Raw genomic sequence first — 17,393 nt, 5'->3', positions numbered from 1 at the left:
AACCTGTATGAGTCTGTCGGCACCTAAAATTGAAATGATTGAATATCCGTTTCCGCCAAAACCTGCCGTGTTGTCTGACACTGAAAAAGCACAGTATAAAGCACGTATTAAACAGTTATTGATTGATCAAAATGCAGTACTTGTTGCCCATTATTATACCGATCCTGAAATTCAAGCATTAGCTGAAGAGACGGGCGGTTGTGTGTCTGATTCATTAGAAATGGCCCGCTTTGGTCGTGATCACCCAGCCAAGACATTAATTGTTGCTGGCGTTAAGTTTATGGGCGAAACCGCTAAAATCTTAAGCCCAGAAAAAACCATTTTAATGCCAACTCTTGAAGCAACCTGTTCATTAGATTTAGGTTGCCCGATTGAGCAATTCAGTGAGTTTTGCGATGCCCATCCCGACCATACGGTTGTGGTATATGCTAATACCTCTGCCGCAGTAAAAGCACGTGCGGATTGGGTCGTAACCTCAAGCATCGCACTTGAAATTGTCGAGCATTTAGACAGCCAAGATAAAAAAATTATCTGGGCACCCGATCGTCACCTAGGCGCTTACATCAACAAACAAACTGGCGCCGACATGCTGTTATGGCAAGGCGATTGTATTGTGCATGATGAGTTTCAAGCCAAAGCACTTCGTGAGCTTAAAAAACAGCATCCTACGGCGGCGATTCTAGTACACCCAGAATCACCTGCCAGTGTAGTAGAACTTGCTGATGCTGTAGGCTCTACTAGCCAGCTGATTAAAGCTGCACAAACCATGCCAAACGACAAGTTTATCGTCGCTACCGATCGCGGCATTTTTTATAAAATGCAGCAAGCGGCTCCTGGTAAAATATTACTTGAAGCACCAACCGGCGGCAATGGAGCAACCTGTAAAAGCTGCGCCCACTGTCCATGGATGGCCATGAACGGTTTACCCGCTATCGAAGCTTCATTAGTCGATGCCGATAAAACCAATCATGAAATATTTGTGGGTGAAGAACTTCGCATTAAAGCACTCATCCCACTCACCCGCATGCTCGATTTTGCCAAAGAATTGAACATGAAAGTGAAGGGCAACGCTTAAACGTTTAGGTTTAGGTTTAATGTCCATGAAAACAGAAAGCCGACATTTAGTCGGCTTTTTTGTTTTTATAAAAAGTCATTTATTTCTGCAAATACACTTATATAGAGTCCATTGAAACAACGCCGTGAGCATGGCATGGATGTCATATTAGCTTTCGCTGGTCAGAGTCACTCCTTGATATTCCATTACCATGGCATTCGTAAATCCATTGACATCAGATTGCTATCGGAAGCGCTAGGGATTTTTGACAATGGGCGAGGGCGTGACTAGCGAAGTTAAACGCTGAATTAGTCTCGATCTAAATATTCTGCTTATCAAAAGATTTAGTTGGAGCGATGAGGAGATCAATCGCTTTACCCTTTGACTTAGGTGTGAGCGAAACGCCACTAGTTTCTCGACCGAAGGCCGCATAGATCAAAAGAAAGTTAATAAACCGAAATCAACACTGCATCGAAACAATAAGAGAAGGGGATGTTGCTTACCCAGCAGCCAAAACAAAAAGCCCCGCATATATGCGAGGCTCTTAAGCTAACTAGATTTCTATCAAGTATTAAATAATATTTGTAGATTACTTAGCGTTCATTAGTGCAACAGCGTTGTCTAACATGCGGTTACTGAAACCCCATTCGTTATCATACCAAGACATCACTTTCACTAAACGACCATTAACACGAGTTTGTGTTGCGTCGAAATTCGAAGAGAAAGGATTATGGTTAAAGTCGATAGACACCAATGGTTCTACATTAATCGCTAAAACTTCAGACATTGGAGACTGTAGTGAAGCACGAGTAATGATGGCATTAACTTCTTCAACAGTAGTGTCGCGAGACGCTAAGAAGGTTAAGTCAACTAAAGATACGTTAATTGTTGGTACACGTACCGCTAAACCGTCAAATTTGCCTTGAAGCTCAGGAACCACTAAACCTACTGCAGCAGCTGCACCGGTTTGGGTAGGGATCATAGACATTGCCGCAGCACGAGCACGACGTAAATCTGTGTGATACACATCAGATAAACGCTGATCGTTAGTGTAAGAGTGGATAGTGGTCATTAAACCAGACTCAATCCCAAGCTCATCATTTAACGGCTTAGCAATAGGCGCTAAACAGTTAGTAGTACAAGAAGCATTTGAAACTACTGTCATATCAGCAGTTAATACTTCGTTGTTTACGCCGTAAACAACAGTGGCATCAACATTCTTACCTGGTGCAGAAATAAGTACTTTCTTAGCGCCAGCAATAAGGTGCGGTTGCACAGATTCTTTAGAAGTGAAAATACCAGTACATTCGAAAACGATGTCAATTTTCAACTCAGCCCAAGGTAACTTTGATGGGTCACGTTCTTGGAAAGTTAAGATCTTGTCGCCATTAACATAGATAGCTTCATCGTCGTGATCAACTTTTGCGTTGAAACGACCATGTACAGTATCGTACTTAGTTAAGTGAGCATTAATTGATGCATCACCTAAATCGTTTAATGCAACGATTTCGATTTGGTAATTTTTTTCGCTTTCGTATAGAGCACGTAAAACATTTCTACCGATACGGCCATAGCCGTTAATTGCTACACGGATAGTCATCTCATATCCCTCAAGTTAAAATAATTTGGTGGCATGTAAATCGCCTGGTTGTAAAATTACCAAATTGGCTGTAATAATCAAGCTAAATCACCTAAATATGCCGAATTAAGCCAATAATTTTGTATTTTTTTTACATTAAGCTCATTTTGAATATAAATTAAGCACAGTTTTGTAAGTTGTACACTAACGTAAGCGAGATAATATTGGCCGATTAGTGAGGTGATTTATGCTTACTTTAGTAACATCTCGCTGCGACTCTGTGCAAATTGTTTACTCATTACCGCAGAGATTAATTCAAGTGCTTGTTTATCGAGTTCTGTCGCTAATATTTTATTGCCTTTAATAATGGCCAATAACTTTTCTTCATCGGCATGGTTGTCACTCATTAACAAATTTGCTCGAGTTAACAGGTATTCTTTTTCAGCATTTTGTTGTTGCCGATATATTGATGCTAACGCTAAAAACCAATCAGCATCGATTTTGGCTGGTTCTGTTGTGGCTAACAAATGCAAATAAAGCGTTTTAGCGTCGTTAGGTAAGACTCGCACATAATAAGCTGCTAGTTGGGTAATAATGTCATTGTCGGTGAGTTGACCTTGCTTATAGGTGCGTTCAACAATGGCGAATGCGTCTTGATCGTTGAAACGCGTCCAACGATAAAATGCCAAATGCACCTCATTATTAGTGCGGGTAAATTCTTGAAGTTCAGATAATGTTTGAGTACTTACCGCAAATGCTCGCTCGCGATCTCGTGTACGGTCGGTATTCAACTTATGTTGAACCCCTGCGGCTAATTCGATGCACTTACTGTAATTTTCTAGATAAACCAACTGCTGATAAAGTTGTTTTCCCGTGGGTGTCGAACTCTGTTTTAACGCGTATCGATGACGGATCAAGTCGCCTTTTTCAAATCGGCACCAACTATCTTTGTGTAAATCGCTACAAAGTTCGGGATTATTTTTACAAATGAGGTCGCTATTACGGTCATTATCGCAGCCAAAAAGGCCAAATAATGCCCCAATGACTGTAAATGATGTAATTAATACAAAATTTTTGCTCAAAATCGTCTCCGAGAGGTAAATTGTCTAATAAAATTACACATTTACCGAAAATTTGTTACTAGCGAAATAACCTGTATTTCATTACAATGTCGGCGACCAACAGGGGCCACCCCCATACAATATACTAAATTATTGGTCTTTTCTTTTTGTTACTCAAACCTTTCTGAAAAAACGAGAAAAGTGAGATAAAGGATCCCTACATGAGCGCAGATAAACATTTACAGAGCTGGCAAGAACGTTTCGAAATGGCAGAAGCAATGCAACCGTTGCTTGGCAAGTTGTATCGTAACCAAGGCATTGAAGTAATGGTATATGGTAAACCATTGCTTAATGCATCAACCATCGAAATCATTAAGTCACACCGTTTAGTACGTCGTCATGTCGGTGAAAAATTACGTCTTCGTGAAAGTTTCCCATTTGTTGTAGCACTTAGCAAATTAGCGATTAAACATTGCAGAGTGGATATTGGTAAATTAGCGATTAATTACTGGCGTAATAACAAGGATGCGAGCGGTATTGAAGCTTATATGACACAAGAATTGTCAGAAGCGGTTAATCACGGTGATGATACCCCGGCTCGTGATGTTGTACTTTATGGTTTTGGTCGTATCGGCCGTTTGCTGGCACGTTTATTAATTGAACGTACCGGTAAAAGCAACAAATTGCGTCTGCGTGCCATTGTGTTGCGCGGTGGTAAAAAGGGTGATTTAGAGAAACGTGCTAGCTTATTGCGTCGTGACTCGGTACACGGACCATTTAATGGCTCTGTCGAAGTTGATGAAGAAAACAACGCAATCATCGCTAACGGCACTTATATTCAGATTATTTACGCAAATTCTCCTGATCAAGTTGATTACACTCAGTATGATATTAAAGATGCATTAATTGTCGATAATACTGGTATTTGGAAAGATGAAGAGGGTTTAGGTTTACACCTTAAAAGCCCAGGAGCTTCAAAAGTATTGTTAACGGCACCTGCTAAAGGCGCTATTAAAAATATCGTCTATGGTGTGAATGAAAACGATATTCTTGATGAAGACACAATTGTTTCAGCGGCAAGCTGCACTACAAACGCTATTACGCCAGTGTTGAAAGCGGTTAATGACAAATACGTTATTGAGAATGGCCACGTAGAAACGATTCACTCGTATACGAATGATCAAAATCTAATCGATAATTACCATAGTGCCGACCGTCGTGGTCGCAGTGCACCGTTAAACATGGTGATTACTGAAACGGGTGCCGCTAAAGCTGTTGCTAAAGCATTGCCTGTATTAGCGGGTAAGCTAACCGGTAACGCAATCCGAGTTCCAACACCTAACGTATCAATGGCGATTATTAGTGTTAATTTACAACATGAAACTAATCGTGATGAACTGAATGAATATTTAAAAGATGTCGCATTACAGTCTGGATTACAAAATCAAATTGATTTTACTGAATCGACTGAAATAGTATCTAGCGATTTAGTCGGTTCACGTTATGCCGGAGTTGTTGATTCGCAAGCGACGATAGCAGAGGGTAAACGTGCCATTTTATACGTATGGTATGACAACGAATTTGGCTATAGCTGCCAGGTTGTTGGCGTTATGCAAAAAATGCTTGGTTTAACCACATTATCATTACCAAAAAGCTAATGTGTTATAAAAACTAACCATTCATGGTGGTGAATACTCGAAAGGCGTACAAGCTTAATATCGCTGTTTATTGAGTACTTACCGTCATATTTATGATAAAGCATCTCTTTGGAGGTGCTTTTTTATGCGCGTTGTAATTTATTTAATCATAATGATGATTTATGCATCAAACAGTCATTATGTTGCAATAAATGTGTTTTTATTGATTGACTATCGGGGCTAAAACGGTAGAATGCCATTCCGCAGTCAGGGGAAACTTCTTCAGCTGTTAAGTTTGAAAGGCATTATTGTTCTTACAAATTTAGTAAAGGTTATAGGCGATACAAATGCGACATTAGCTCAGTTGGTAGAGCTATACCTTGCCAAGGTATAGGTCATCGGTTCGAACCCGATATGTCGCTCCAATTTCTTATCTTATCCGATGGATTTGAATTTGGTTAAAGCATGGCGCGATGGCAGAATGGCTATGCTACGGATTGCAAATCCGTCGATCTCGGTTCGACTCCGGGTCGCGCCTCCACGAAATTGCGTTTGATGGTTACTTTTAGTAACGGTTAAAACAACACTTTGCCCGAGTGGTGGAATCGGTAGACACAAGGGATTTAAAATCCCTCGCTGAATAAGCGTGCCGGTTCAAGTCCGGCCTCGGGTACCATTATAATCTCTAGTAATAGAGAGTGGTGTAAAAAAGCCTCAACATTAGTTGGGGCTTTTTTACGTCTGAAATTTGTGAATTAGATCGAAAGAATAAAATCCCTCGCGCTCTGGTTGAACATCAGGCGTACAGGCACAAGTCCGGCCTCGGGTACCATTATAATCTCTAGTAATAGAGAGTGGTGTAAAAAAGCCTCAACATTAGTTGGGGCTTTTTTACGTCTGAAATTTGTGAATTAGATTGAAAGAATAAAATCCCTCGCGCTCTGGTTGAATATCAGGCGTGCCGCTCTTTATTAATAACAATCGTCAGAAAATTGAGCTGAATATTAAGTGTTATTGAATTGGTGGGGAGACTTTACAATAGAGGAGGATGCTGATGATAAGATCTTTGGGTTAGTCACACTTTGGAATCAAATGTTAGCTTGAAGCTAGGCTTGTCTAGGAATGAAACATAACGTGAGAGGCCTGTAACTCTATGAACCATCACGTTATGAATAGAAAAGGGTGTTGACTAAGACTGATCGTCTAGTTGAATTTGGCCTACATATAAAACAGGGGCAGCATCAATTTCATTGGCATCCATCATGGTAGCTATCCGCTCAACGGCAGACAATAATTGACTTTGTTCCCATTCTTCAAGGTTTTGGTAACGCATAATAAAATGTTCTTGCAGTGGTTTAGGTGCGCTATTTAATAACGTTTTACCTGCGTCACTTAACGATAAATGAACTTTCCGTTTGTCGGTTTCGCTGCGCGTTCTAATCACCATGCCACGATTTTCTAATCGATCAATAATGGTCGTCACTGTCGCTGCACTCAAATTAATTTCTTGAGCTATTTGTTTGGCCAGTGGAGCGTCAAGTTGATCAATTTTCTGTATGACCATTAATTGTGGTCCAGTTAGACCCGATAGTTTATTTAATTGACGTGAGTGTATATCAATAGCTCTGATCACCCGGCGCAATGAAATTAATAGTTGTTCGTATTTTTCCATAATCCCCTCATAATTCACCATGCACCTTAGCAGAATTCGGCTTATTACTCATGTCCAATATCAAAAAAAGCAGAATAATGTCATAGACATTATTCTGCTTAGCTATTTTATCAGCAATTACAACTTATAGACTGAAAGTACGTGATACCGATAATACTGCGCGGGTATCGCTTAAGTCTGTGTCCATGCTCGTGTCTTCAACGGCAACGTTGAAGTCAAAACCTTCCCAGCTGGTTAAGTACTCTGCGCGATAATGGTTGTAAGACTTGTCACCGTCCCATGCCCATTTGTCTTCGTCTTGCGAAGTAGAGCGGTCAAAACTAACACGGATGTCATGACCTTCTGCAATGGTAAAGGTATGAGCAACCATCATGATGTAATGGTCAGCATCAACACCAAAGTAATCCCATGAATACCAAAAGTTTAATTCACTTTGACCAAGCGATGAAGCATAGCCAAACTTAGTGTAAATCTCTGGGTAGTAATACTCATCAGAGGCATCATCACCATGGTAAGTGTAATATGCAATACCCGCATCTACAGACACTCTGTCTGTTAGTTCAAAATATTTACCTGCGTAAAAATCAAGTTCTAGCCAAGTGTCATCAGCACTGCCAAAGTCAACATTCGATGCCCAAGCTCCAACGTACCAACCGTCATCGGCAGCATAGTCTAGGCTAGCTTGTAAGGCAGGATCATTGTCTGTTTGGCTAACACCATTAAAGGTATAGTCAGAGGTTGCATTAACGGTTGTGCTTAACTCACCAGCCATTACTGAAGTCGGTAAAGCAAATAAGCTTAATAAGGCTAATTTTTTCATTGTGGTGTTCATCATTATTCCTTGGATCATTATTATTGTTTAGTCTGCTAATTCGATTTTAGTAAAATCGATTTTATTTTCTTTTGGAGAACGTTCTATATCAGTCACTTTACGGTAGTGCGATTTTAAAATGTATCCGAAACAACTTAATATCAAGGCAATAGCGAGAGCGCCAACCCATTGAATTTGTAAAAAGTCTAGTTTGAATAACAAGGTTAAGCCACTCAGTACCACTACATTACCGATGATATAAGGTACTTTACCAAAACGTTCAACGGTAAGGTTTAAGTTATCTGTATATAAACGAACCAGTGAATCGAGTGAGTTAATAACAAACATTACCCCTACAATCACCATTGCTAGATTATAAAAACCTGACGTATCAATACCATTTGCGCTGTAGTAGTACAGAACCGTGAACCAAATCGCGATTGGGATTGAAGGGAATACCATCATGGCTATTAATACTTGATAGGTTTTCATTCCACCCACAAAACGAGCGGTAAATTGACCAATCATAATGCTCCATGCAAACCACCAGAATAGGTAAAATTCGTGGTAATCGTTTATTGGAAGTACAAAGTTATGGATGTTGCCAAAATAGTCACCAATTAATGCAAATGTAGTAAAGAACTCACCCACACTAGAATCGTCTGATAAAAATGCGCCCGCCCACATGATGGCGATTAAACCAAAGAACAACCAGGTACTGCCTAAACTAAGATAACGAACATAGCGAATACTGGTGCTTGAATACACTGCGGCGGCAATAACCATAAACACGATTAAATAGAAGCTGCTAACAACGGTTTCACCATCACCTAATTGCGGTAAATACCACGGTAAGTTAGTTAATAATAAATAAGCGGTAAAGGCACATGTACCAATGATCACTACGTTATTAATAAACTTTATCAATGGAATTTCAAAATACTTAACTCTTGGTTCAATAACACAAAAGTAGAAGCAGGTTAAAAAGTAAAACGCCCAAATTAAGCAGGCCCAAAAACCAAACTCTATGGCTAACGGATTACTAAATCCATATTCTGGACTGGTTGCTAAATCTGCATAACCAGCAAATTCAGTTAACGGAAACATGATTAAGCCAACATCAAGCCCTGAAGTGAACAAAATGGCAATAAAGGTAAATTTACGCACCGGTGTCACACCAATGCACTGCATGTTACCCCAACGATAAATAACAAATGCGATAGCGGCAAAAGTGAATAAAATGCCTATTGATAACCAGGTCGTCATTATTTAACTCCCGGGTGAATAGTGTGTGCGAACATAATGTTGGCTCCTTGTTGTATGTTTTTTATGCCATAGAACAATTTTTAAAGGCAAAACGCCCTCAAGCCTTAAGTATCGTGATGACGATAGTTAAACCCTGATAGATTGAACTTGGCTAAATAGGCCATTTACAAAAATGTAGGTTGGCCATCAACCTGTTGTCGATGTGTGTAAATGAATACACATCGACGAATGGGTGTTAATCAATTTGTCGTTTAGGCGCTTGTAATCGTTGTGATGTTTGCCATTGCTCAGCAATAGTCACTTTTGCCAAACTTGGCGCAAGAGGTTTGTTGCCTAAAATGATGTCGGCAGCGCGCTCGGCGACCATAATAGTAGGGGAGTTTAAGTTACCATTTGGAATGGTCGGGAAAATTGACGAGTCAACCACTCGCAAACCATGAATACCGTGAACTTTTGTTTCAGAGTCGACAACCGCCATCTCATCTTCACCCATTTTGCATGAACAAGAAGGGTGGTAAGCACTTTCTACTGAGCTTCTTACAAAGCGGTCTATTTCTTCATCGGTCTGTATTGATAAGCCTGGTTGAATTTCTTCACCACGATACTCATCTAAACCCGGTTGATTAATAATTTCACGGGTTAAACGCACACACGCTCTAAAGCCTTCAATATCATCTTGATGCGATAAATAATTGAACTGAATTTGTGGCGCAACCTTGGCATCATTTGATACAACCGTTACGGCGCCACGGCTTTTAGGTTTATTGTGGCCAATATGAACTTGGAAACCATGGCCAGCAAATGCTTCTTTACCGTCGTAACGCATAGCAGCAGGTAAAAAATGGTACTGTAGATCCGGCCACTCTAAACCCGCTTTTGAGCGGATAAATCCACATGATTCGAAATGGTTAGTTGCGCCCAAACCTGATTTATTAAAAATCCAGCGAGCACCAATAAACAATTTGTTTAACGGGTCAATTTTGCCATTGAGCGAAATAGGCTTTAAGCACTTAAATTGGAAGTAAAACTCTAAGTGGTCTTGCAGATTCTGACCAACACCGGGTAATTGATGTACTTGTTCAATGCCTGCGCTAGCTAACGTGCTTGAATCACCAATACCCGACAGTTGTAAAATATGCGGTGAACCAATAGAACCTGCAGATAAAATCACTTCTTTATTGCAGTTAACATCTATTAGCTCGCCTTTACGTTCGTAACGAACGCCGACAGCCGTTTTGCCTTGCATAATCACTTTATGTACAAGCGCATGAGTGACCACGGTTAAATTCGGACGTTTCATCGCAGGGCGAAGGTACGCATTTGCCGTAGACCAACGCACACCATTTTTAACGGTCATGTGCATTGGGCCAAAGCCTTCTTGCTGACTAGCATTGTAATCATCAGTGGCTAGATAGCCGGCATCGACACCTGCATCCACAAAAGCTTGATATAACGGGTTTTTCATTTCATTACCGTTATTAACCGCTAATGGACCTTTATCACCGCGATAAACATTACCGCCAAAAGACCATGTTTCAGCTTTTTTAAAGTAAGGCAGACAGTGAGCGTAATCCCAGTCTTTTGCACCTTGTTGCTGCCACTCGTCAAAATCACGCGCATGACCACGTACGTAGACCATGCCATTAATTGATGATGAACCGCCTAACACTTTGCCACGCGGGCAATGCATACGGCGATTGTCCAAATGTGGTTCGGCTTCGGTTTCAAACTGCCATGCATACTTTTTAGTATTCATAGGGATAGATAGTGCCGTAGGCATTTGAATAAAAATGCTCTTGTCGCTACCACCGGTTTCAAGTATCAGGACTTTATTGTCTGGATTTTCCGTTAAGCGGTTGGCTAATACACAACCTGCGCTACCGGCACCAACAATAATATAATCGTATTCATGAGATATTTGCGTAGACATTAATGGGTCACTCCTAAAATGGGCTTTCAAGTGACTGCATACCAACGTAAACAGCTTTTATTTGGGTGTATGCTTTTAATGTTTCAGAGCCATTCTCACGACCAATACCAGACATCTTGTAACCACCAACCGGCATTTCTGCAGGAGAGGCACCATAAGCATTTATCCAACAAATACCGGCTTGCATTTGATGAATAACACGATGTGCACGGGTAATGTCTTGCGTAAATACACCTGCCGCTAAGCCTAGGTGAGTACTATTGGCACGCTTAACGACTTCATCTTCATCAGTAAAGGTAAATACTGACATCACAGGGCCAAATATTTCTTCTTTTGAAATCGTCATCTCATCAGTGCAATCTGTAAATACCGTCGGTGCCACAAAGAAACCATTCGGTGCATTGTCAGGCGTTAATGCTGTTCCGCCTGTTAATAAGGTGGCACCTTCTTTTTTACCGATTTCAATGTAGTCGAGTACTTTTTGCTGATGGTCGCGTGAAATCAATGCACCAAAATTGGTGTCAGGGTGCATTGGGTCTCCGCAAACGATGTTTTGTTCAGTACGTTCTTTTAAACGTTGGATAAAGCGCGGATAAATATCTTGCTGCACAAACACACGAGTACCGTTGGTACACACTTCACCTTGAGTATAGAAATTCGCTAACATTGCTGCTGATACCGCATTTTCAACATCGGCATCGTTAAAGATAATCAATGGCGACTTTCCGCCTAGCTCCATAGTCACGTCTTTTAGTGAACCCGCAGCAGCGGCCATGACTTTTTTACCGGTTCCGACTTCGCCCGTAAATGACACTTTAGCGATATCTTCATTGGTGGTTAGCCATGCGCCAACTCTACCGTCACCTTGAACAACGTTAAACACGCCATCTGGTACACCCGCTTGAGTGAATATTTCTGCTAAACGCATTGCGCCACGAGGTGTTTCTTCTGAAGGTTTAAAAATCATTACGTTGCCGCAAGCCAATGCAGGGGCTGCTTTCCAACAAGCAATTTGTAACGGGTAGTTCCATGCGCCAATACCAGCACAAATACCTAACGGCTCACGGCGAGTATAATAAAAGTCAGCGCCAACAGGCTGTTGATTGCCTTCAATACTTGGGGCGAGTCCGGCAAAGAACTCTATAGAGTCAGCGCCAGTAACGATATCGACAACCGAGGCTTCTTGCCATGGCTTACCGGTATCCAATACTTCACCTGCAGCAAGCTCATCATTTTGCTCACGGAGTAGGGTAACGGCTTTTAATAAAATGCGGCTACGTTCTATCGGCATCATCGCTGACCAAACTGCAAAACCTGCTTTGGCACTCTCTATGGCGGCTTTTTGCACAGACTCGGTTGCTACTTCAACTAAATAGCTGACTTCTCCAGTAGCAGGATTGATCACTTCAAATGTTTCGCCTGTACCGTTTGATTGGTATTTTCCATGGATATAATTTTGATAAATAATTAACGATGACATTATTCTACTCCGTTGTGCACGATCACAGCCTTGATAAAGGCTTTAGATAAAATTTGGGCTTGTTTAAAATCTTCTATTGGGGTGGTACTCAACGCACTGCGTAACCAAAAACCATCAATTACTGCCGCTGTTTGCTTGGCTGCATTAACAGCTGCTGCATTGGGTAATAATTGTTTAAACGAAAAAAGCAGGTTGCTGTATAACCGCTGACTATTAATGTTTTGCAATCTTGCTAACCCAGGATCGTGCATCGCTTGGGACCAGAAGCTTAACCATGTTTTTGTCGCGGCTGTTGAACGTTGTAATTCGGTAAAGTTTGCTTCCACGATCATTGAAAGCCGATCTATTGGGGTTAATGTTTTGCCTGACGTTCTTGTCAGTAATGCTTGCTTCAATTCCTCTAACAGAAATTTCTGCGTGGCTTCAATTAACCCTTGTTTACCACCAAAATAGTGGCTGATGATCCCTGATGACATTCCCGCCAATCCACTAATGGTATTAATAGTAGTGTTTTGTAACCCATGACGTTCGATTGACATTAACGTGGCATCTATCAGCTGTTGTTGTCTGACGTTTTTCATTGTAGGTCTTGACATAAAAGGGGTCCGTTATCTGTATTAAGAGTTGTTAATTGAACGCTCAATTAATAACGATACTAATGATTAGTGCTGTAATTATCAAGTTATAACTTGATATAGATCACAACATTCCAGTGACAAAATAAGATAGGAAACTAATTATAAAAAATAAGACACTGTTCTGTATGGGTTAAATGTTATCTGGCTTTGGTTGATGGTTTGTTGTAAAAAACGAAGAGATTTTACATGAAATCATTACAGCTGCAGTTATTTTTAGGTTTTTGATTGATAAAATATCATTTTAAAATGGGCCTTTGTCCCTAAATAGCCTAATTCGTGCAGATATAGATTGTAGAGCCATGAGCTCGATATTGATTGAAAAACGGCAGAGTCATTGAGCACATAGCGTGAGCTATATTGATTAAATCTGTTTGTTTTAGCCAATTTCACCAGTATTTTTTTGGAGTGTGTCACTCTACAACCACAGCCTTATTCTCTCCGACTAATGTTAGGTATTAATGTTATTCATATGGGTGATGTATTCTGCTAAGTGTTCAGTGTTCAGTGTTCAGTGTTCAGTGTTCAAGGATTAAGGATTGGTTATTAAGGATTGGGGAGGGCAGTTTGATTAACTCTACTGCCTGAATAATGTCACCAACGATGATCTGGATTTATCATAGAGACGTGATAGAAAAACAATAACCATGCTATAACCTTATTTAAAGGTTCAAATAGCAAGATGATTAGATAAGAGGAACACAGATGGGCAGTGCATCAATGATCATGTGGAGTGTGCTATTTGGCGCTATAGGCATGGGGTATTTTGTTTATGGTAAGCGCCAAAGGGCGATTGTTCCCTTGTGTGTAGGAATGGCATTAATCGTGTTTCCTTATTTTGTTGCCAGCGTGACCACTTTGCTGATTATGGGAATAATCTTAGTTGCGATACCGTACTTTATCCGGCTTTAGTTGCTGTAGGCATTATTGTTTATCCGTTTATCACTCTGATTCATGTATGGCCTAAGTTAATTTTGAATATGGCCTGCGGCCACTAACGTCGTGGCGCTTCACCCACACCAGACCAAAAGGAAACCAGCGGCTGTTCCCTCTTTATTCTTTATAAAAGAATTAGCCCAGCTACCCGGCAACATTTTCCCCATTGACTTAAATATTAAATGCGAAAAGATCGCCATGGCGATTTATCCAGCGTTGAACTTCGTTTGTAGCCTCACTTCGGCCCATCTTGTATTAAGGAGTGAAAATACTAACGCTTCCGATGGTACATCTGATGTGAATGGATTCACGAATGTCGTGATGGCTGGACGCCAAGAAACGACCTGTACCTCGAAAGCTAAGCTCACATCTGATAGGCAGGATGCCTGAATGCCTTGTAGCACATGGATGTGCGAGAAAGGCCATGTGAGCTTCACGCAATTTTCTTCAACGTCCTCAAGTTCAGAGTTGAATCACGCCAATTGCAAGCAAGGTATGCAAATCATTTATGCCCCATTGTATTTTAGTTACGCCATTAGGATTAACTCAACTTTGAGTATATTAAATTTTTAATACTACCGAGTGTTTAGAGGCATCAGGCCTTATTATTATTCAAGTGATAAATGAACGTTAAATAAAGTCCGGTACAGAACTTGAAGTACAAAAATTAAGCATGTGGTCGTTTTAATTAATGGGAAGATTATTTTTAATAAATTTAACTAGAAAACACAAATGATACGTTGTAACATATCTCAATTCTTGTTTTCGAGAAAATTTTTAATGACACAAATAAAAAAACTCCCTGTTACAGTACTTTCTGGCTTTTTAGGCGCAGGTAAAACGACGGTGTTGAGTCATATTCTTAATAATCGTCAAGGTAAAAAAGTGGCTGTTATTGTTAATGATATGAGTGAAATTAACATCGATGTGGCGGTTGTTAAAAACGAGATATCTCTTAATCGCAGTGATGAAAAACTGATTGAAATGAGTAATGGTTGTATCTGTTGTACTTTACGTGAAGATTTATTGATTGAAGTTGGCCTGCTAGCAAAAGAGGGACGATTTGATTATTTGATTATTGAATCTACTGGGATCTCTGAGCCTTTGCCGGTGGCTGAAACATTTTCTTTTGCAGATGAAAATGGTGTGTCTCTGTCTGAGGTTGCAACGTTAGATACCATGGTAACGGTTGTTGATGCGGTTAATTTTTTAAAAGATTACGATGAGGCGCAAGACTTACAAGAAACTGGCGAATCTCTTGGCGATGAAGATGAGCGAAGCATTACGGATTTGCTCATTGAACAAGTTGAATTTGCAGATGTTTTATTGATCAGTAAAACTGACTTGGTTGATAGCTCCTCGCTTAATCGATTAATTGTTATTCTCAAGGTTCTCAACACAAATGCTAAAATTATTCCTATTGTAGCAGGCAACATAAATATTGATGCAGTGTTAAATACAGGCTTATTTAATTTTGAACGGGCGCAACAAGCACCAGGTTGGCTCAAAGAAATGCGTGGAGAACATATTCCGGAAACCGAGGAGTATGGGATTAGCAGCTTCAACTTTGTCGCAAGACGTCCATTTCATCCGCAAAAATTTCACCACTTTCTACACAATACTGAACCATTTGGAAAATTAATCCGCTCAAAAGGGTATTTCTGGCTTGCAACTCAACCCGAGTTTGTTGGGCAATGGAATCAAGCCGGTGGCATTGCCCGTTATAATATTTCTGGGATGTTTTGGAAAGCGGTACCTGCGGATGAGTGGCCAACGGATGAAGAATCGTTAGCGGCAATAAATGAACAATGGCAGGAGCCCTATGGTGACATGCGTCAGGAGTTGGTGTTCATTGGTCAACAATTAGATATAACAGCGATGAAACAAGCGCTCAATGACTGTTTATTGTCCAATGAAGAGTTTGTTAAAGGGCAAGACTATTGGCAAACGCTTAGCGATCCCTTTCCTCAATGGGGAGATATTGTATGAGTATGGTTGAATCGCTAGATACGTTTAATTTGCACAATACGATTATTCGCAATTCTGTACAGGGAAAGTCGTTGGAAGTATTTCCATCGATTTACCAACAAGAGACAAATATTGCCATTTGGCACCGTGTGATGCCTGATGAGTTAACATCGGCAGTGGGCGAATTTCTGAAAACGTCTACTAAGAAGCAAGCAATTTTAAAAGTGACCGAACAAGACGCCCATGAACAGTTATTTAGCGCATTTGAGCCAACCGCTGCCATGACTGTAATTGCGGATGATATAGCACAATTAGTGAGTATGTTTTGTTGTTTATTTGGTATTGAACACGCAGGGCTTCGGTTAACTATTTTAGAACATGCAATGTGCCCCCGCTTTCATGTTGACCGTATTCCTTGTCGATTGATCACTACTTATCAAGGCGCCGCAACTCAATGGTTGGAACACGCTGGGGTCAATAGAAGTAAATTAGGCGCAGGGAATAAAGGTTTACCTGATGAACAATCGGGACTGATTTCTAAACCCCACAACATTCAGCAACTTAATTGTGGTGATGTCGCATTGTTAAAAGGTGAAATGTGGGATGAACAACAAGAGGCTGGTTTGGTCCATCGTTCGCCACCGTTAGCTGTGGGGGAGTCTCGTTTATTGTTAACCTTAGACTTTATTCAATAACATCAAATGTTAGGCGAGTTTTTATGCTTGTTTATCCTATAAAACGGAGAATGAAAGATGGAAATATCAATAGATGATGCTAAACGATTACAAGCTCGCTTAATTCGATTTACTTGTTTTAAGTTGATTTGTTTTGTTAGTTTGTTGGTGAGTTTGAGTAGTTCATACGTTTACGCGGCAAATGTTCATACCCATGGGGTATCGACGATGACTATTGCTGTTGATAACAACATTGTTGATATCACCTTAACGACTCCCACATCTGATCTCGTTGGGTTTGAGCATCCTGCTAACTCTGAATCAAATAAACGTGCATTTAAAGAGATGAATACTGTGCTGAGTGAAGTAGATGAATTGTTTGTGCTTAATGGCGGAGGTTGCACGTTGGTATCTCATAGTGTGGAAGCTTTTGAGCTGTCTCAGAGCCAGAATAGTGATGATACAACTAAATCTCAAATAGATGAACATAGCGCACATGAACGGCATAATGATGTGACGGCTTACTATCGGTATAATTGTGAAAACATGTCAGAGCTTTCGAGTATTGCTGTTACAGTATTTGCACTTTTTCCTAGTATTCATCATATTCGTTCTATGTGGATTACCGACACCCATCAGGGGGCGGTTACACTGAGCGGTAAAAACAACATGATTAGTTTGAGATAACCC

At 40.5% G+C, this 17,393-nt stretch carries 14 protein-coding genes and 3 tRNA genes; 9 read left to right on the top strand and 8 right to left on the bottom strand.

The genetic code is table 11. The features are described from left to right. Nucleotides 1-7: 7 nt before the first annotated feature. Nucleotides 8-1,075 (top strand): quinolinate synthase NadA, encoded by a 1,068-nt coding sequence (nadA, locus tag HNW13_RS07495; protein ID WP_162023056.1) that lies wholly within the window; start codon nucleotides 8-10, stop codon nucleotides 1,073-1,075. Nucleotides 1,076-1,643: 568 nt separating this feature from the next. Here nadA and gap read toward each other — a convergent pair. Together gap and HNW13_RS07485 are read right to left on the bottom strand one after the other, a co-directional pair. After that, nucleotides 1,644-2,654, bottom strand: coding sequence for a type I glyceraldehyde-3-phosphate dehydrogenase (gene gap / locus HNW13_RS07490; protein WP_192114862.1), 1,011 nt, complete (start codon nucleotides 2,652-2,654; stop codon nucleotides 1,644-1,646). A 230-nt stretch (nucleotides 2,655-2,884) separates the two neighbouring features. Then, nucleotides 2,885-3,715 (bottom strand): DUF2989 domain-containing protein, encoded by an 831-nt coding sequence (locus HNW13_RS07485; protein WP_192114863.1) that lies wholly within the window; start codon nucleotides 3,713-3,715, stop codon nucleotides 2,885-2,887. A gap of 200 nt (nucleotides 3,716-3,915) precedes the next feature. Here HNW13_RS07485 and HNW13_RS07480 point away from each other — a divergent pair, with 200 nt between their 5' ends. The 4 genes from HNW13_RS07480 (at nucleotide 3,916) to HNW13_RS07465 (ending at nucleotide 6,007) form a co-directional block, all read left to right on the top strand. Further along, nucleotides 3,916-5,352 carry a glyceraldehyde-3-phosphate dehydrogenase gene (locus HNW13_RS07480; RefSeq protein ID WP_011637403.1) on the top strand — a complete coding sequence of 479 codons (1,437 nt, stop codon included), beginning with the start codon at nucleotides 3,916-3,918 and terminating at the stop codon, nucleotides 5,350-5,352. Between the two features lie 328 nt (nucleotides 5,353-5,680). Further along, nucleotides 5,681-5,756: transfer RNA gene (locus HNW13_RS07475), tRNA-Gly, on the top strand. Nucleotides 5,757-5,798: 42 nt separating this feature from the next. Beyond that, nucleotides 5,799-5,872: transfer RNA gene (locus tag HNW13_RS07470), tRNA-Cys, on the top strand. A gap of 49 nt (nucleotides 5,873-5,921) precedes the next feature. Then, nucleotides 5,922-6,007 (top strand) — tRNA-Leu (locus HNW13_RS07465). A gap of 513 nt (nucleotides 6,008-6,520) precedes the next feature. On the opposite strand, the gene HNW13_RS07460 is transcribed toward HNW13_RS07465, so the two are convergent. The 6 genes from HNW13_RS07460 to betI form a co-directional block, all read right to left on the bottom strand. Beyond that, the gene (locus tag HNW13_RS07460) at nucleotides 6,521-7,003 is read right to left on the bottom strand and encodes a MarR family transcriptional regulator (protein WP_101088345.1); all 483 of its coding nucleotides are present in this window, start codon (nucleotides 7,001-7,003) and stop codon (nucleotides 6,521-6,523) included. 124 nt (nucleotides 7,004-7,127) lie between these two features. Further along, nucleotides 7,128-7,835: a TorF family putative porin gene (locus tag HNW13_RS07455; protein ID WP_101088344.1), complete on the bottom strand. Its 708-nt coding sequence runs from the start codon at nucleotides 7,833-7,835 to the stop codon at nucleotides 7,128-7,130. A gap of 27 nt (nucleotides 7,836-7,862) precedes the next feature. Continuing rightward, complete coding sequence (locus tag HNW13_RS07450) at nucleotides 7,863-9,080, bottom strand: choline transporter (protein ID WP_101088343.1); 1,218 nt, start codon at nucleotides 9,078-9,080, stop codon at nucleotides 7,863-7,865. Nucleotides 9,081-9,315: 235 nt separating this feature from the next. Then, nucleotides 9,316-11,010: a choline dehydrogenase gene (betA, locus tag HNW13_RS07445; protein ID WP_182744768.1), complete on the bottom strand. Its 1,695-nt coding sequence runs from the start codon at nucleotides 11,008-11,010 to the stop codon at nucleotides 9,316-9,318. Between the two features lie 13 nt (nucleotides 11,011-11,023). Continuing rightward, nucleotides 11,024-12,490, bottom strand: coding sequence for a betaine-aldehyde dehydrogenase (gene betB / locus HNW13_RS07440; protein ID WP_192114864.1), 1,467 nt, complete (start codon nucleotides 12,488-12,490; stop codon nucleotides 11,024-11,026). Next, nucleotides 12,490-13,086 (bottom strand): transcriptional regulator BetI, encoded by a 597-nt coding sequence (betI, locus tag HNW13_RS07435; RefSeq protein WP_101088340.1) that lies wholly within the window; start codon nucleotides 13,084-13,086, stop codon nucleotides 12,490-12,492. Before betI ends, betB begins: the two co-directional genes overlap by 1 nt. 744 nt (nucleotides 13,087-13,830) lie before the next feature. Between betI and HNW13_RS07430 the strand changes: the two genes are divergently transcribed. The 4 genes from HNW13_RS07430 (at nucleotide 13,831) to HNW13_RS07415 (ending at nucleotide 17,390) form a co-directional block, all read left to right on the top strand. Next, on the top strand, nucleotides 13,831-14,037 hold the full coding sequence (locus tag HNW13_RS07430) for a hypothetical protein (protein ID WP_101088339.1): 207 nt from the start codon (nucleotides 13,831-13,833) through the stop codon (nucleotides 14,035-14,037). An 804-nt stretch (nucleotides 14,038-14,841) separates the two neighbouring features. After that, nucleotides 14,842-16,050: a zinc metallochaperone GTPase ZigA gene (zigA, locus tag HNW13_RS07425; RefSeq protein ID WP_194956082.1), complete on the top strand. Its 1,209-nt coding sequence runs from the start codon at nucleotides 14,842-14,844 to the stop codon at nucleotides 16,048-16,050. Next, complete coding sequence (locus tag HNW13_RS07420) at nucleotides 16,047-16,724, top strand: DUF1826 domain-containing protein (RefSeq protein WP_192114865.1); 678 nt, start codon at nucleotides 16,047-16,049, stop codon at nucleotides 16,722-16,724. Before zigA ends, HNW13_RS07420 begins: the two co-directional genes overlap by 4 nt. A gap of 57 nt (nucleotides 16,725-16,781) precedes the next feature. Continuing rightward, nucleotides 16,782-17,390 carry a DUF2796 domain-containing protein gene (locus HNW13_RS07415; protein ID WP_192114866.1) on the top strand — a complete coding sequence of 203 codons (609 nt, stop codon included), beginning with the start codon at nucleotides 16,782-16,784 and terminating at the stop codon, nucleotides 17,388-17,390. Nucleotides 17,391-17,393: the final 3 nt, after the last annotated feature.

Source organism: Shewanella sp. BF02_Schw (genome assembly GCF_014596695.2).
In the GTDB taxonomy this organism is placed as follows: domain Bacteria; phylum Pseudomonadota; class Gammaproteobacteria; order Enterobacterales; family Shewanellaceae; genus Shewanella.
Note: the sequence above shows the minus strand (reverse complement) of the source record. Positions and strands in the feature narration are given on the sequence as shown.

Excerpts from the sequence above, each read along its gene's own strand:
- nadA (WP_162023056.1), top strand. The coding sequence starts at position 8 with ATGAGTCTGTCGGCACCTAAAATTGAAATGATTGAATATCCGTTTCCG.
- gap (WP_192114862.1), bottom strand. The coding sequence starts at position 2,654 with ATGACTATCCGTGTAGCAATTAACGGCTATGGCCGTATCGGTAGAAAT.
- HNW13_RS07480 (WP_011637403.1), top strand. The coding sequence starts at position 3,916 with ATGAGCGCAGATAAACATTTACAGAGCTGGCAAGAACGTTTCGAAATG.
- HNW13_RS07460 (WP_101088345.1), bottom strand. The coding sequence starts at position 7,003 with ATGGAAAAATACGAACAACTATTAATTTCATTGCGCCGGGTGATCAGA.
- HNW13_RS07455 (WP_101088344.1), bottom strand. The coding sequence starts at position 7,835 with ATGAACACCACAATGAAAAAATTAGCCTTATTAAGCTTATTTGCTTTA.
- HNW13_RS07450 (WP_101088343.1), bottom strand. The coding sequence starts at position 9,080 with ATGACGACCTGGTTATCAATAGGCATTTTATTCACTTTTGCCGCTATC.
- betA (WP_182744768.1), bottom strand. The coding sequence starts at position 11,010 with ATGTCTACGCAAATATCTCATGAATACGATTATATTATTGTTGGTGCC.
- betB (WP_192114864.1), bottom strand. The coding sequence starts at position 12,490 with ATGTCATCGTTAATTATTTATCAAAATTATATCCATGGAAAATACCAA.
- betI (WP_101088340.1), bottom strand. The coding sequence starts at position 13,086 with ATGTCAAGACCTACAATGAAAAACGTCAGACAACAACAGCTGATAGAT.
- HNW13_RS07430 (WP_101088339.1), top strand. The coding sequence starts at position 13,831 with ATGGGCAGTGCATCAATGATCATGTGGAGTGTGCTATTTGGCGCTATA.
- zigA (WP_194956082.1), top strand. The coding sequence starts at position 14,842 with ATGACACAAATAAAAAAACTCCCTGTTACAGTACTTTCTGGCTTTTTA.
- HNW13_RS07420 (WP_192114865.1), top strand. The coding sequence starts at position 16,047 with ATGAGTATGGTTGAATCGCTAGATACGTTTAATTTGCACAATACGATT.
- HNW13_RS07415 (WP_192114866.1), top strand. The coding sequence starts at position 16,782 with ATGGAAATATCAATAGATGATGCTAAACGATTACAAGCTCGCTTAATT.